The sequence below is a fragment of the Glycomyces tenuis DSM 44171 genome (assembly GCF_000427885.1).
Classification (GTDB): domain Bacteria; phylum Actinomycetota; class Actinomycetes; order Mycobacteriales; family Micromonosporaceae; genus Glycomyces; species Glycomyces tenuis.
Genome location: NZ_ATYW01000010.1, coordinates 195,938 through 210,911 on the forward strand (window position 1 = coordinate 195,938; position 14,974 = coordinate 210,911).

The window sequence follows — 14,974 nt, forward strand, 5'->3', positions numbered from 1 at the left end:
CGCATGAGCAACGCAGCCCTGACCTTACCTTGCATACGGGCACAGAAAGCGCAACGGGGCGCCCCGGCGTCGGCCGTCACCCACCGCCGGGCGTCCGCCGGTCCTCGGCGAGCCGGGGCAGCGCCGCCTGCGAGGCGACCACCGCGGTCACCTCAGAGCCTACGCACAGCTCGTAGCGGTCGGCGCAGGCCACCGGCACCACCCACAGCTCCAGGAACAGCTCGTCGCGCACGTAGCAGCCGCTCTCGCCCTCGCCGCCGACGCACTGCTCCTCGTCGGCCGGGGTCCATCCGGCCTCCAGCAGGGCCAGCCAGTACTCGCGCCCGGTGTCCTCCACAGTGCCCTCGGAGGTCCAGGTGCGCACCCGCACGCGGCACTCCCCCAGGCACCAGCGGCTCCCGTAGGTCTCGTCGCCGACCTCGACGGCCGCCCACGCGGGGACGTCGATCTCGTCGACGGCCCGGCGGGTCGGGTCGAGCGTGAAGGCCCTGCCGAACCACAGCACCGCGGACACCAGCAGCACCGCCGCGCACGCGATCAGCAGGACGGTCATGCGCAGCCGTTCGATGCGCGCGCCGGTGGAGGCCAGCGCTTCGGAGAGGCGCGCGGAGGGGTGGCGGGCGGGCGGCGTGGTCCGGCCGTCAGTCATCGGGGGGCTTCCGCACGATGCGGCGCAGCTTCTCGAGCCGGTCGGCCAGCTCGCCTTCGGCGCCGTGCCTGGTGGGGCGGTAGTAGTCGCGTCCGGCGACGGCGTCGGGGGCGTAGCGCTGGGGCACCACGCCGCGCGGGTCGTCGTGCGGGTAGACGTAGGCGACGCCGTGTTCGAGCGCGGCGGCGCCCTGGTAGTGGGCGTCGCGCAGGTCGGGCGGGACGGGGCCGATCTTGCCGCCGCGGACGTCGGCGATGGCCTCGTCGACGGCGGTGATGACGGCGTTGGACTTGGGGGCGGTCGCGAGGTGCACGACGGCCTGGGCGAGGTTGATGCGGGCCTCGGGCAGGCCGATGCGCTCGACGGCGGTGGCGGCGGCCGTGGCGGTCTGGAGCGCGGTCGGGTCGGCCATGCCGACGTCCTCGGAGGCGAAGATGACCAGGCGGCGGGCGATGAAGCGGGGGTCTTCGCCCGCGACGATCATCCGCGCGAGGTAGTGCATGGCGGCGTCGACGTCGGAGCCGCGGAGGCTCTTGATGAAGGCGCTGGCGATGTCGTAGTGGCCGTCGCCGTCCCGGTCGTAGCGGACGGCGGCGGTGTCGATGGCGGCCTCGACGAGGGCGAGGGTGACCTCGGGGTTGCCTTCGGCCTCTGCTGTGGCGGCTGCCGCTTCGAGCGCGGTCAGGGCTTTGCGGGCGTCGCCGCCCGCGGTGCGGACGAGGTGGTCGCGGGCCTCGTCGGTGAGCTCGACGGCTCCGCCGAGGCCGCGCGGCGAGGCCACGGCCCGGTCGACGAGGACGCCGACGTCGGCGTCGCCCAGTTCGCGCAGCGTGAGCAGGACGCAGCGGCTGACCAGCGGGGCGACCACGGAGAAGTAGGGGTTCTCGGTGGTGGCGGCCAGCAGGGTGATGGTGCGGTCCTCGACGGCGCCGAGCAGGGAGTCCTGCTGGGTCTTGGTGAAGCGGTGGACCTCGTCGATGAAGAGGATGGTCTGCGGCCCGCCGGTGCGCCGCACCCACCTGGCCTCCTCGATGGCGGCGCGCACGTCCTTGACGCCGGAGTTGAGGGCGGACATGGCGCGGAAGCGCCGGTCGCCGGACTGGGCGACGAGGTGGGCGATGGTGGTCTTGCCAGAGCCGGGCGGCCCCCACAGGATGACCGACATCGGCTGGTGGCCCTCGACGACCTGCCGCAGCGGGGAGCCGGGCGTGAGCAGGTGGTCCTGGCCGACGAGCTCGTCGAGGCTCTGGGGCCGCATCCGCACGGCCAGGGGCTCGTCGCCGGAGGCCGAGCCGGTTCCGAGGACACCGGATCCCTGCGGCTCGGGCGGCTGAGCCAATTCGAACAACCCTGGTGCGTCCATTGAAACCAGCGTAAGCCATGTGCATGCGCAGGCCGCAGATCCATGCCCGGAACGTGGCGGGAGCGCTCCAGTCGTGGCCCGGAGGGCTTTTACGGCATTGAAGGATTGACACGCCTGTTTCGCGGGCTTTACGGTGGGAATGCCGTTGAGTAACCGTTCATGGCGAAGCTTGCGAGCCATAAATTTGCCCCGCCACAATATTTAATAGGAGGCCAGCCCATGCCTGCATTCGTACTGGCGATCACGGTTCTCGCGTTGTTCGCCTGCGGGTTCATCTACTACTCCCGTTACCTCTCCTCGAAGGTCTTCCGGCTCGATCCCGCCTACGTCACACCGGCCCACCGCTACGAGGACGGCGTCGACTTCGTCCCCACCAACAAGCACGTGCTCTTCGGGCACCACTTCACCTCGGTGGCGGGCGCGGCCCCCATCGTCGGCCCCGCCATCGCCGTCTTCTGGGGCTGGCTGCCCGCCTTGGCCTGGATCGTCATCGGCACCATCGTCGCCGCCGGCGTCCACGACATGGGTTCGCTGGTGCTGTCGGTGCGCCACCGGGCCAGGGGCATCGGCACCCTCACCAAGGACGTGATCGGCCCCAGGGCCGGCACGCTGTTCCTGGTCATCATCTTCTTCCTGCTGACGCTGGTCAACGCCGTGTTCGCGGTGGTGATCGGCAACCTCCTGGTGGCCAACCCGGGCGCGGTCATCCCGATCTTCGTGGAGATCCCGATCGCGATCGCGATCGGCTACTACGTCTACAAGAAGCGCAATGCCGCGCTGGTGCCCAGCCTGCTCGGCGTCGCCCTGCTGTACCTGCTCATCTGGGTCGGCCAGGAGTTCCCGATCGACATCACCGGCTTCGCCGACGCCATCGGCGTCGACAACCCGCGCAACGTGTGGATCGTGATCCTGTTCGTCTACACCTTCATCGCCTCGCGCATCCCGGTGTGGATGCTGCTCCAGCCCAGGGACTACATCAACTCCCACCAGCTGTACGTGGCGCTGGCGGTCGTGCTGCTCGGCGTGGGCGTCGGCTGGAACACGGTCGTCGCCCCGGCGATCAACACGGTGCCAGAGGACAGTCCGAGCATCCTGCCGTTCCTGTTCATCACGGTCGCCTGCGGCGCCATATCGGGCTTCCACTGCCTGGTGTCCTCGGGCACCACGGCCAAGCAGCTCGACAAGGAGACCGACGCCCGCTACGTCGGCTACGGCGGCGCGATCGGCGAGGGCACGCTCGCGCTGTGCTCGGTGCTCGCGGTGACCGCCGGTGTGGCCGCCACACAGGCCGACTGGGAGGCGCTCTACCCGGACTTCGCCACCGCTTCGGGCGGCGCGGTCGGCAACTTCGTCAACGGCGTGGCGGTCTTCGCCAACAACATCGGCATCCCGATGGACTACGCGGTGATCTTCGCGGCCGTCGTCGTCATCTCCTTCGCGGCCACCACGATGGACACCGGAGTCCGCTTGCAGCGCTATGTGGTCCAGGAGATCGCCGAGCTGGCCGGATGGCGCAGGCTCGCGAACAACCTGACCTTGGCCGGGATCATCGCCGTGGCGGTCCCGCTGGGTCTGGCGCTCCTGCCCGGCGGCGACGACGCCGGTTACGCCTTCGGCGTGCTGTGGCAGCTGTTCGGCACCACCAACCAGCTGCTGGCCGGCCTGGCGCTGGCGGTGATCGCGGTGTGGGTGACCAAGCGGCGGGCCAACCCGACCGTGCTGCTCGTCCCGCTGGTGTTCCTGGTGGCGATGACGACGTGGGCGCTGATCGTCAACCTGCGCAACTTCGTGGAGGCGGGCGAGTGGGTGCTCGCGCCGCTGGACGCCGTCATCTTCCTGCTGGCGCTGTGGATGATCGTCGAGGCCGCCCGGGCGCTGAGCTCGGCGTGGAAGGACCGGCGGGGACCGGCCGGTCCGGCGCCGTCGGAAGAGCTCGAAGACGAGGCGGCGAGGTAGCCCGGTCGCCCGGTCGCGGCGGCGCCGCGACCGGGCTCCGGCGCTACTGCATCGCGCCCGCGAACTCGTCGAAGGAGTGCAGGTTGTCGGTCTCGGGAGCGGCGATCGCGTAGTCGCCGCCGATCTCGGTGACCTCGCTGACCATGTGCATGACCATGCCCTCGATCTCGGGGAGGGTCATCTCCATGGTGTTGAGCAGGCCGTCGTCGTCGAGGGTGATGGTGACCTGGGTGTTCTCGGCCATCTCGACGCCGTTGGCCGTGCCGCCGGTGGCGCCGAGGAGGGTCTGCATGGACTCCGAGTCGGGGCTCAGGGTGCCGGTGTAGACGCCGTCACTGGTCTCCTCGACGTCGGCGAGGTCGTTCAGCATCATCTCGGTCTGCTCGGCCAGGTCGAAGCTGCCGAACTGCTGGTAGATGTCGCTCATCTGGCTGTCCTCGGTGAGGTCGAGGGTGAACCAGGCGTCCTCGCCGAAGTCCTCGGCCATGACGTCGAACATGCCACCGGTGAACTGCATGTAGATCATGTCGTCGACCAGGATCGCCTCGGTGTGCGTGTCGGCGAACATGCTCTCCATCATCTCGGCCATCTCGGGGTCGTCGGAGTAGTCGTCGCCCATGGCCTCGATGATGGCGCTCATGTAGAGGTCCTGGCTGGCCTGCGAGGCCTCGCCGTCGACGACGCTGGTCATGTTCATGAGGTCGAGGTCGTTGACCGTCATCGACGACTCCATGGTGTAGGACTCGCCTTCGAGCCCTTCATAGGAGGCCAGGACCATCTCGTGGGGGCCGAGCTGCGCTGCGCCGTCGTCTCCACCGGATCCGTCAGAACCGGAGCCGTCATCGGAGCTGCAGGCGAAGAGGCCGAAGGCCAGCGCCGGAATCGCTGCGGCGCCGACGAGGCGGCGGGTGGTGGCGGTAGACATCAGCGTCCTCCCGTTGTCGAGGGTAGGGTTTCCGTTTTCACAGCCTACAGGGGCGATTCCGGCGTCTTCGAACGAAGAAGCGATGAAGACCGGAGTCGTGCTCGGGCGATTGCCGCGCCGAGATCCGTGGACCATCCGTGAGCAATCCCTTGCAGGGTGTTCATATATGGACATCACCGGCAAATCATGCCTACTATGGCAATCGCATAGATAGACATCGATTTTATTGGCATTGCTTCCTGGGAGCGATACCAATACGGACAAGGAGCAGCCATGCGACGGAAGCTGATGGTCGTGGGCGCGGCGCTCGCGGCCATGACTCTGGGTATCGGGACCGCGGTGGCCCAAGAGGAACCGACGCAGCAGCAGGTCGGATTCGACTTCGAAGAGGGGCAGACGATAGCCCAGGGGCTCTCCATACCGTGGGGACTCGCATTCCTGCCCAACGGTCAGGCCCTGGTCGCCGACCGCAACAGCGGCGCCGTCATGCTCTACAAGGGTTTCGGGGCCCCCGAGGTCATCGGCGGCATCGGGGTCCCACCGCAGGAAGGGCAGTTCGACGAGCGCGGGCTGCTCGGGCTCGCCGTCTCCCCCACCTACGAAGAGGACGGCTACATCTACGCCTACCACTCGACCGAAGATGACAACCGGGTGGTGCGCTTCACCATCGAGAACTTCGAGCCCGAACCGATCATCACGGGCATCCCCACGGCGCTCAACCACAACGGCGGCAGGCTCGCCTTCGGCCCCGACGGCAAGCTCTACATCTCCACGGGAGACGCCAACGAGACCACCAATTCGCAGGACCTCGAGAGCCTGGGCGGCAAGATCCTCCGCGCCAACCCCGACGGCTCGGTGCCCGAGGACAACCCGTTCGAGGGCTCGCTGGTCTATTCGCTGGGGCACCGGAACGTCCAGGGCCTGGCGTGGGGCTCGGACGGCGAGATGTACGCCAGCGAGTTCGGCCAGAACACCTGGGACGAGTTCAACCACATCGAGGCCGGCGCGAACTACGGCTGGCCGGAGGTCGAGGGCACCGGCGGCGAACCGGAGTACGTCGACCCGCTGACCACCTGGACGACCGCGGAGGCCTCGCCTTCGGGGGTCGAGGTCGTCGACGACGTCGCCTACATCGCCGCGCTTCGCGGTGAGCGCCTGTGGACCGTGCCGGTTCTGGGAGGCGAGCTCGGCGGTGAGCCGGAAGCGGTGCTGGAAGGAGAGCTCGGCAGGATCCGCACCGTCGAGGTGGCCCCGGACGGCTGGCTGTGGGTCACGACATCGAACGGCTCGGGCGGCGACGTGCTGATGCGCTTCCCGCCGCTCGAAGGGTAGAGGAGGTCGATGCAGCCACGCCTGCGCGCGTGGCTGCTCCTCACTGGTTTCCGGCGGCTTCCGTAGTGGAGTCGCCCGGTGTCGTCGGCTCGTCGTCCGTCGTCGGCTCCTCCGTCGTCGGCTCCTCGTCCGGCGTCGTCGGCTCCTCCGTGGTCGGCTCCTCCGTGGTCGGCTCCTCCGTCGTCGGCTCCTCCGTGGTCGGCTCCTCGGTCGTGGGCTCCTCCCAGTCCTCGTCCGTTTCCGTCGGCTCCTGGTCCTCGGTGGTCACCTCTTCGGTCTCCGTGGGGCTTTCGGACTCGGCGGGCGCGGACGTCTCGCCGTTCTGGTTCACGTTCCCGTCCCTGCCCCACTCCCAAGGCTGGAAGATCAGCACCAGGATGAGGATCACCACCAGAGTGACCGCTCCGGTGATGAGCCACGGCACCGCGCTGCCCTTCTCGTCCCCGTCAGGGCCGATCATTCCGGTCGGCTGGGCCGCGGTGTTGCCGCCCCGGGAGCCCCCACCGCCGAGCATCTGCGTCGCGTCGGCGCCGATGAGCTGCGTCGTCCCCTCCGCGGCCGCGGACGGCGGCGCTACCGGGATGCCGCCGGTCACGACCCTGCCCTCGCGGGCCGAGCGGGCCATCTCCGCGGCCGAGTTGTACCGGGCGCGCGGATCCTTCTGCAGGGCCTGCAACACGACCTGCGCGACTCCCGGGGGGATGTCGCGCGAGAGCGGCGGCGGAGCCTGGGTCATGTGGCCGTTCATGACCGCCACCGGGGTGTCGGAGACGAACGGCGGCTGCCCCATCAGGGCCTCATAGGCGACGATGCCCAGTGAGTACAGGTCGGTCGCCCCGGTCAGTTCGGAGCCGTTGAGCTGCTCGGGCGAGGCGTAGGCGAGGGTGCCCATGACGGTGCCGGTCTCGGTCAGGCCGGAGGCCCCGCGGGCCGAGGCGATCCCGAAGTCGACGATCTTGACGGTGCCGTCCTCGTCGACGAGGAGGTTGGCCGGCTTGATGTCCCGGTGGATGATGTCGGCGCGGTGCGCGGTCTCGAGGGCGTCGGCCGCGGTGGCGACGATCTTCATGACCTCGGCGGGCGGCAGCGTGCCGCGGTCACGCAGGATGTCGGCCAGGGAGCGGCCCCTGACCAGCTCCATGACCAGGTACGACACGAGGCCGTCGTCGCCGGTCTCCTCGCCGTAGTCGTAGAGCGCGACGATGCCCGGCGATTGCAGGGCCGCGACGGCCCTGGCCTCGAGTTGGAAGCGGGCGCGGAATTTGTCGTTGCTCGAGAGTCCAGCGTGGAGTATTTTGATGGCGACGCTGCGGCCCAACCGGGTATCGAAGCCTTTCCAGACTTCGCCCATGCCACCGGCGGCAAGCCGATCGTCCAATCGATAGCGACCTGCCACCAAGGTCCCGCTCTGCACGTTGAACCGCTCCTCTTACTGCTGCATCGGCCGGGTGTTAGGTATATCAGTCATGTCGCCGGGCGCGACCGCAGCCCACAAGGCTCTTACCGGTTGGAAGTGCTTGAGGGGCAACCGGGCACACACTGCGCTCCAGGAAATGACGCGCGGCTCGAGCCGCAGGCTCGAGCCGCTCCCTACGCATCCTAGGACTACTCGTCCACCGCGTCTTCGTCGGTTTCGGGCACATGGTCGATGCCCGCCTCCGCGCGTTGTTCAGGCGTGATGGGCGTGGGGGCCGCGGTCAGCGGGTCGTAGCCGCCGCCGGTCTTGGGGAAGGCGATGACCTCGCGGATCGAGTCGGCCTTCGCCAGCAGGGCGCAGACGCGGTCCCAGCCGAAGGCGATACCGCCGTGCGGCGGGGCGCCGTACTTGAGGCCTTCGAGCAGGAAGCCGAACTTCTCCTGGGCCTCTTCGTGCGTGATGCCGAGGACGTCGAATACGCGGCTCTGGACCTCGCGGTCGTGGATACGGATCGAGCCGCCTGCGATCTCGTTGCCGTTGCAGACGATGTCGTAGGCGTAGGTCAGCGCGCTGCCCGGGTCGGTCTCGAACTTGTCGATCCAGTCGGGGTTGGGCGAGGTGAACGGGTGGTGGATGGCCGTCCATCCGCCCTCGTCGGTGGGCTCGAACATGGGCGCGTCGACCACCCAGCAGAACGCCCAGGCGTCCTCGTCGATGAGGCCGCAGCGGCGGCCGATCTCCAGGCGGGCGGCGCCGAGCAGTTCCTGGGCCTCGTGGCGGTCGGGCGAGGCGGCGAAGAAGACCGCGTCGCCGGCCTTGGCTCCGACGGCGTCGGCGAGCCCTGCGAGGTGCTCCTCGGAGAGGTTCTTGGCGACCGGGCCCTTGGGCTCGCCGGTCTCGGCGTTGAGGACGACGTAGGCGAGGCCCTTGGCACCGCGCGCCTTGGCCCAGTCCTGCCAGCCGTCGAGCTCCTTGCGGGTCTGGGAGGCGCCGCCGGGCATGACGACCGCGCCGACATAGCCGCCGGCGTCGATCGCGCCGGAGAAGACGCGGAAGGAGGTGCCGCGGAGGTAGTCGGTGAGCTCGGACAGCTCCTGGCCGAAGCGCAGGTCGGGTTTGTCGGAGCCGTAGCGGTCCATGGCGTCGTGCCAGGTCAGCTGCGGCAACGGGCGCGGCAGCTCGTAGTCGGCCAGCTCGCTCCAGAGGGCGGCGGTGATGCGCTCGCCGAGGTCGATGACGTCCTCTTGGGTGACGAAGGATGCCTCGATGTCGAGCTGGGTGAACTCGGGCTGGCGGTCGGCGCGGAAGTCCTCGTCGCGGTAGCAGCGGGCGATCTGGTAGTACTTCTCGAAGCCGCCGACCATGAGCAACTGCTTGAACAGCTGCGGAGACTGCGGCAGGGCGTACCAGTTGCCGGGCTGGAGGCGGACCGGGACCAGGAAGTCGCGGGCGCCCTCGGGGGTGGAGCGGGTCAGCGTCGGCGTCTCGACCTCGACGTAGCCGTCCTCGGCCAGGAGGTTGCGGGCGATGTGGTTGGCCTTGGAGCGGAGCCGGATGGCCTTGGCCGGGCCGGTGCGCCGGAGGTCGAGGTAGCGGTGGCGCAGGCGGACGTCCTCGGAGACGTCGATGTGGTCGTCGACCTGGAACGGGAGCGGCGCGGCCTCGGACAGGACGGTGAGGGACTCGGCGGTCACCTCGATCTCGCCGGTGGGGAGCTCGGGGTTCTCGTTACCGGCGGGGCGGCGGGAGACGGCGCCGGTGATCTCGATGCAGAACTCGTTGCGAAGCTCGTGGGCGACCTTGGCCGCCTCGGAGTCGCGGAAGACGACCTGGACGACGCCCGAGACGTCGCGAAGATCGATGAACTCCACCCCGCCGTGATCGCGGCGTCGGGCCACCCATCCGGCGAGGGTGACTTGCTGGTCGACGTCAGCGGCACTCAGCGTGCCGGCGAGGTGTGTCCGATACACGGGTTCAATACTCCTCGGAAGTATCAGGTAGACGATCGTTCTGGCTGGGTTGGCTCACGGCTCGCGAGCTTCGCCGTAGTGCCGGTTCACGGCTCGCGAGCTTTGCCGTGGTATCGATTCATGGCTCGCGGGTTTCGCCGCGATAGGCCATTCTCTCGAATGCCCAGCACCGGCAGCAATCGTATAACCGCGGTGTCACCTCTCCGGCAGGCGTGCCGGGCAGCATGGACCGACCCCACAACGCCGGTGTCGCCGGTCACCGAATACACGGCTTCGCGCGGAACCGGAATCGCCTGTTCGCGGATGGGGGGTCACAAGTCGGATGTCGGGTCCGGATCGAGTCGCGGACGCCTGTTCATACCCGCTGTCGTTCCCTGGGGTGGGAACCGCGGCCCGCTGACTACTCGGTTCGAGGGGTGCATGGGGAACGCCGAGTCGCGGGTGGTGGCCTCGATGCGGCCGGGGTTGGGGTCAAGCCGTGAAGGCCCGCTGTCGTCAAGGCCGGGGCGGGGTCGGTCAGCGCGTGAGGGCGTCGCCTGCGTGCTGTGCCGCATGCGGACGCGCTACTGGACTCGTTCTGCAGGGAACGAGCGCGCCGCCAAACGCACCCTTCAGCGCGCGAAGCGCTGCTGTGCCCATCCTGCAACGCGTGAGCGCACTCCTGGAGTCATCCTCCAACGCGCGAGCGCGCTTGGTCACACCCTTCAGCGCGCGAGCGCGCTCCTGGACACATCCTTCAACGCGCGAGCGCGCTGCTGGTCACACCCTTCAACGCGCAAGCGCGCTCCTGGACACATCCTTCAACGCGCAAGCGCGCTGAAGCCCAACAGGCGGATCACCACGTCCAGGAAGCGGCGGGCGTCGGCCACGAGCGCGTCGGCCTCCTCGGCCGTCACGATGTCGGGGATCCCGGCCTGTGCCAGCACCCGTTTGCGGGCCGTCCGAGAGAAGTGGGAGGCCCACTCCTCCAGTTCCGGAGCGGCGCCTGCCAGCAGTTCCCAGGTGCTCGACGGCCGTCCGGGCCGCCTGCGGCCCGCGACGTCGCCCGCTCTGACGGCGAGCACCGCCGCGGCGACGCGCAGCGCGGCCATGTGCGCCTCCGCGTAGCGCTGACCGGGACGCACCTGCTCGGCGGCATCGTCGAGGTCGGTGCGGGCGGTCGACAGCAGTTGCAGGGGCGAGCGGTTGGGTAGTTGGTTGGCAGGGATGCGCAGGCGGGCGTTTTTGACGGTCCCGGCTTGCACGAGACGGGGACCGGTTCGGGTGGCTCCGGGTCGAGAAGCTGCCATGAGGGCCTCCATTACTTTGTTCGAACTTGCGTTCGACATTTATGGAACCACACGGGTCCGACATTTTGAACCCCCATCGCTACGCGAAATCAGCAGAGCACTACGGATTGTCCCCAATCCGACAGTCGATGTCTTGCCGCACAAAGAAAAGCGTCGCGCACCGTTCGGTGCGCGACGCTGCGGTGTCATCTGCGCCACGCGGCATTCGCGCCGAAATGACGCTGTCGCAAACCACGCGCACAGCGCAGCGGCCGCGATGCCGGTCGTAACCGGCCTGGCCTGCGGCAATCAGGCGATGTGCGAACACACGTGCCCTTATTCCACCGTCAGTCGCCGGATCGCCGCTCCGCCGCTCGCGCGTTTCGCACGACGGGCGGCCCGCGGAGCGGGCCGCCGTCAGTCCTCGGTGATCTCGTCGATCAGCCGCAGGTGCGCTCTGGCCTCGTCGCGGCGTCCCAGCCGCTCCAGGGTCCGGCCCAGCAGCCGCCTGGCGTAGAAGTCGGCCGGGTTGACCTCGACCATCGCCTCGGCCAGCACCAGCGCCTTGTTCAGCTGGGCGGACTTGAAGTAGGCCCGCGCCGCCAGCTGCACCACGTCCGGGTGCCCCGGGTGGTCGCGCAGCAACGGCTCGATCAGGCGCAGCGCCCCCAAGGGATCGCGCTGCCGCAGCAGCGCCTCGGCGTGCCGCAGCCGCTGCGTCTCCTCGGGCACCGCCCGCTCCTCCTCGGCGTCGAGGAACGCCGTCAACGCCTCGGAGTCCGGGCTCTCGAGCAGCCGGTCGGCCTGCGTGAACGTCGGGACGGCCGTCACGCCGATCGCCTTCCCGCGCAGCCGCTGCTCCTCCACACCGCGCTTGCCGGCGTCGGTGCGCAGCATCGCCGCGCCCTGGGCGAAGCCCGCAGAGGCGGACAGGCGCCCGAGCACCTCGAGGTCGGTGACGTCCGCGCCCTCGCCGTAGCGGGCCGCCAGGATCGCGGCGAGCACGGTCTCTTGCAGCGCGGGTCCGCCGTCGGTGTAGGCGAGGTGGACGAGCCGCTGGGCGTCGGAGTCGTCCGACGGGTGGGGCCGCCAGACCACTTCGATCTCGGGGAGCGCCGTGGCTTCGGCACTGGAGGCGCGGCCGTCGAGGGCCGCTTTGAGCTGGTCCTTGGCCGACAGGGTCTCGGGTGCGACCGCATCGGCCCATACTTCGATGCGCATTGTCGGTCCAACGCCGCGGCGGCGCCGGTCATTCCATGCGGCCGGTCACTCGTTGCGCAGCGCCGCCGAGACGACGATGACCAGCTGGAGCAGCCCGAGCGCGGCCATGAGGAGCCAGGCCATGGCCGCGACGGTCACGGCCCCGGAGATCCAGGTGACGTACTCGGCGCCGCCCGCGAAGGCGACGACGCCGGCCACCGCGAATCCGAGGGCGACCGTCACGGTCCGCACCGACCGCTCCCCCAGCGTGGTCATGCCGAGGTCGCGCAGGCCGACCTGGCGCGCGCGGGAACGGGTCTGCACGTAGATCCAGCACAGCGCGCCGGTGACGACGACGATCCAACCGGGGGCGCCGAGGAACCACAGGGCGAGCAGCCAGGCCGCTTCGCCGAGGCGCCCGGCGAGCGGTTCGAACACGAGCACGCGCCGTGCCAGGTTGGTCGAGCGCGCGGCCAGCAGCGCATAGGAGGCGTCGCACAGGGCGGTGACGCCGATGAGCGGCAACGCGGCCAGGATGACCGGCCCGCCGGCCAGGGCGGCCACCGGCACGAGGAGGCTCGCGGTCAATCCGAGGCCGACGACGACCCCCGGTCGGAGCCGTGTCGAGAGAATGGCCCTGCCCATTAGGGAGTCGGCAGGTACACGCGTGCGCATGGGACCTGTTGTAGCAGACGGCATCAAAGGCGGTCGCGCAGCATCGGACATATTAGAGCACTCTACGTCTCCGCATCGCCACGGCAACTGTTCCGTCGCGCACCCGACACTCGCGCATCAGCCGTTGCGATGGGGCCCGGTGTTGGCGCCGTTGAGGTTCTGCCAGACGCGGCGGGTCGACCTGGAGTGGTTCAGGGTGGTGAAGTGCAGGCCCGGCGCGCCTTCGGCCAGCAGCTTCGCGCCCAGTTCGGTGGCGACCTCGACGCCGATGTCGCGGATGGCGTCGCGGTCGTCCGCGACCGCGCGCAGCCGCTCGGCGAGGTCGGCGGGGAAGACCATCCCGGTGAGGACGGCGAACCGCTCGATCTGCTTGATGTTGGTCACCGGCATGATGCCCGGCACGATCGGGATGTCGCATCCGGCGGCGGCCACCGCGTCGCGCAATCGCAGGTAGTCGTCGGCGCCGAAGAAGATCTGGGTGATGGCGAAGTCCGCTCCGGCGCGGCATTTCGCGACGAAGTGGCGCACGCCGGTCTCCCAGTCGGCGTCCCTGGGGTGGCCTTCGGGGAAGGCCGCCACGCCGACGCTGAAATCGCCGGAGGACTTGATGAGCTCGACCAGCTCGCGGGCGTGCAGCACCCCTTCGGGGTGCTTGACCCATTCGGCTCTGGGGTTCCCCGGCGGGTCGCCGCGGACGGCGAGGATGTTGCGCACCCCGACGTTGGCGAAGTGCCCGATGAGGTTGCGCAGCTCGGCCACGGAGTGGTCGACGGCAGTGCAGTGCGCCATCGTCAGCAGCGTGGTCTCGGCGTTGATCCGCTCGGTCGTCTCGACGGTCTTGACCCTGGTCGAGCCGCCCGCGCCGTAGGTCACCGACACGAAGTCGGCGCCGAGGCCCTCCAGTGCGCGGACGGTGCGCCACAGGGTCGTCTCGTCCTTCTCCGAGCGGGGCGGGAACATCTCGAATGAGAACCTCGGGGTGCCCGAACGGAGCAGGTCGCCGATCTTGGCGCTCTGCTGTGGCATCACTGAGGCGACTCCGAGGGTCATACGCCAACGGTAACGACTCGGAGACACGTGGTCTGACCTGCATGCGGCCCCACCCAATAGTTGGGATCGCACACCGGTCTCCTAGGGTTCGGGGCGTGGAGCTCAAAGACCGCATCGACGCCGCCCTGACCGCCTTCCTGGACCGGCAGGCCGCCGTGATCTGCGGTATCGACGACAGCCTCGGCGCCTACGCCGACGCCGTCCGCTCCTTCGTGCTCGGCGGCGGCAAGCGGGTCCGCCCGATGTTCGCCTACTGGGGGGCGCGCGGCGCGGGTCTGCCCGATTCCGAGGCGCTGGTCGCGTGCGTGGCCTCCCTGGAGCTGCTCCAGGCCTCGGCGCTGATGCACGACGACCTCATCGACGGCTCGGACACCCGCCGCGGCGCCCCGTCGGTCCACCGGCGCTTCGCCGCGCTGCACGAGCGCGAGCGCTGGTCGGGGCGGCCCGAGGAGTTCGGCGCCGCCGCGGCGATCCTGCTGGGCGACCTGTGCCTGGTCTGGTCGGACGAGCTGCTGTGCTCGGCGGGGATGCCGTTCGAGGCCGTGGCCGCGGCCAGGGCGGATTTCGACCTCATGCGCACCGAGGTCAGCGCCGGGCAGTACCTGGACGTGCTCTCGGAGGTGCGGCGCGACGTCTCCGAGGACACCGCCGCGAAGGTCGCCCGCTACAAGTCCGCGAAGTACACGATCGAGCGGCCGCTGCTGATCGGCGCGTCCCTGGCCGGGGCGGGCGAGGCGGTCCGCGCCAGCTATTCGGGGATCGGGCTGCCGCTGGGCGAGGCGTTCCAGCTGCGCGACGACGTCCTGGGCGTCTTCGGCGACCCGGAGCAGACGGGCAAGCCCGCCGGCGACGACCTGCGCGAGGGCAAGCACACGTTCCTGGTGGCGCGGGCCTGGGCCGCCGCCGACGCCGAGCAGCGCGCCGCGCTGGACGCGGGGCTGGGCGACCCCGGCCTCGACGAGGCGGGCGTGGAGCGGCTGCGGGCGATCCTGATGGACACCGGGGCGCTGGCCGACACCGAGCACCGGATCGAGGTGCTCGCGGCCGAGGCCGAGGCGGCGCTGGAGGCCTCGCGCGGGGACGTCGACCCGGCCGCGCTGGAGGTTTTCTCGGGGCTGCTCGTGGGCGCGGTCAAGCGCGACTTCTAGAGGGCGCCGGACAGCCCTGAA

At 69.7% G+C, this 14,974-nt stretch carries 12 protein-coding genes; 3 read left to right on the top strand and 9 right to left on the bottom strand.

Annotated elements, in window-relative coordinates; translation table 11 throughout:
- Window positions 1-76: 76 nt before the first annotated feature.
- Entirely contained in the window at window positions 77-649 is a 573-nt protein-coding gene (locus YWW_RS30295) for a hypothetical protein (protein WP_051325777.1), read from the bottom strand.
- The gene (locus YWW_RS30300; RefSeq protein WP_035704508.1) at window positions 642-2,012 is read right to left on the bottom strand and encodes a replication-associated recombination protein A; all 1,371 of its coding nucleotides are present in this window, start codon (window positions 2,010-2,012) and stop codon (window positions 642-644) included. The genes YWW_RS30295 and YWW_RS30300 overlap by 8 nt, the downstream gene beginning before the upstream one ends.
- Window positions 2,013-2,231: 219 nt before the next feature.
- On the opposite strand from YWW_RS30300, the gene YWW_RS30305 reads away from it, so the two are divergent.
- Window positions 2,232-3,968 (top strand): carbon starvation CstA family protein, encoded by a 1,737-nt coding sequence (locus YWW_RS30305; protein ID WP_051325778.1) that lies wholly within the window; start codon window positions 2,232-2,234, stop codon window positions 3,966-3,968.
- 43 nt (window positions 3,969-4,011) lie between these two features.
- On the opposite strand, the gene YWW_RS0113800 is transcribed toward YWW_RS30305, so the two are convergent.
- Window positions 4,012-4,893: a hypothetical protein gene (locus YWW_RS0113800; protein WP_026930586.1), complete on the bottom strand. Its 882-nt coding sequence runs from the start codon at window positions 4,891-4,893 to the stop codon at window positions 4,012-4,014.
- 273 nt (window positions 4,894-5,166) lie between these two features.
- Between YWW_RS0113800 and YWW_RS0113805 the strand changes: the two genes are divergently transcribed.
- Window positions 5,167-6,225 carry a PQQ-dependent sugar dehydrogenase gene (locus tag YWW_RS0113805; RefSeq protein WP_026930587.1) on the top strand — a complete coding sequence of 353 codons (1,059 nt, stop codon included), beginning with the start codon at window positions 5,167-5,169 and terminating at the stop codon, window positions 6,223-6,225.
- 40 nt (window positions 6,226-6,265) lie between these two features.
- Here YWW_RS0113805 and YWW_RS30310 read toward each other — a convergent pair whose 3' ends face one another.
- From YWW_RS30310 to metF, 6 genes are all read right to left on the bottom strand, one after another.
- The gene (locus YWW_RS30310) at window positions 6,266-7,639 is read right to left on the bottom strand and encodes a protein kinase domain-containing protein (protein ID WP_081883493.1); all 1,374 of its coding nucleotides are present in this window, start codon (window positions 7,637-7,639) and stop codon (window positions 6,266-6,268) included.
- Between the two features lie 191 nt (window positions 7,640-7,830).
- Complete coding sequence (gene aspS / locus YWW_RS0113815; protein WP_026930588.1) at window positions 7,831-9,612, bottom strand: aspartate--tRNA ligase; 1,782 nt, start codon at window positions 9,610-9,612, stop codon at window positions 7,831-7,833.
- Between the two features lie 800 nt (window positions 9,613-10,412).
- Window positions 10,413-10,901, bottom strand: coding sequence for an SAV_6107 family HEPN domain-containing protein (locus tag YWW_RS0113820; protein ID WP_051325800.1), 489 nt, complete (start codon window positions 10,899-10,901; stop codon window positions 10,413-10,415).
- A 396-nt stretch (window positions 10,902-11,297) separates the two neighbouring features.
- Window positions 11,298-12,101, bottom strand: a complete 804-nt coding sequence (locus tag YWW_RS30315; RefSeq protein ID WP_051325780.1) for a tetratricopeptide repeat protein — start codon at window positions 12,099-12,101, stop codon at window positions 11,298-11,300.
- A gap of 45 nt (window positions 12,102-12,146) precedes the next feature.
- Window positions 12,147-12,755 (bottom strand): hypothetical protein, encoded by a 609-nt coding sequence (locus YWW_RS30320; protein ID WP_155830171.1) that lies wholly within the window; start codon window positions 12,753-12,755, stop codon window positions 12,147-12,149.
- Between the two features lie 117 nt (window positions 12,756-12,872).
- Entirely contained in the window at window positions 12,873-13,805 is a 933-nt protein-coding gene (gene metF / locus YWW_RS30325; RefSeq protein WP_051325782.1) for a methylenetetrahydrofolate reductase [NAD(P)H], read from the bottom strand.
- Window positions 13,806-13,846: 41 nt separating this feature from the next.
- Here metF and YWW_RS0113840 point away from each other — a divergent pair, with 41 nt between their 5' ends.
- Complete coding sequence (locus YWW_RS0113840) at window positions 13,847-14,953, top strand: polyprenyl synthetase family protein (RefSeq protein ID WP_051325783.1); 1,107 nt, start codon at window positions 13,847-13,849, stop codon at window positions 14,951-14,953.
- Window positions 14,954-14,974 lie beyond the last annotated feature (21 nt).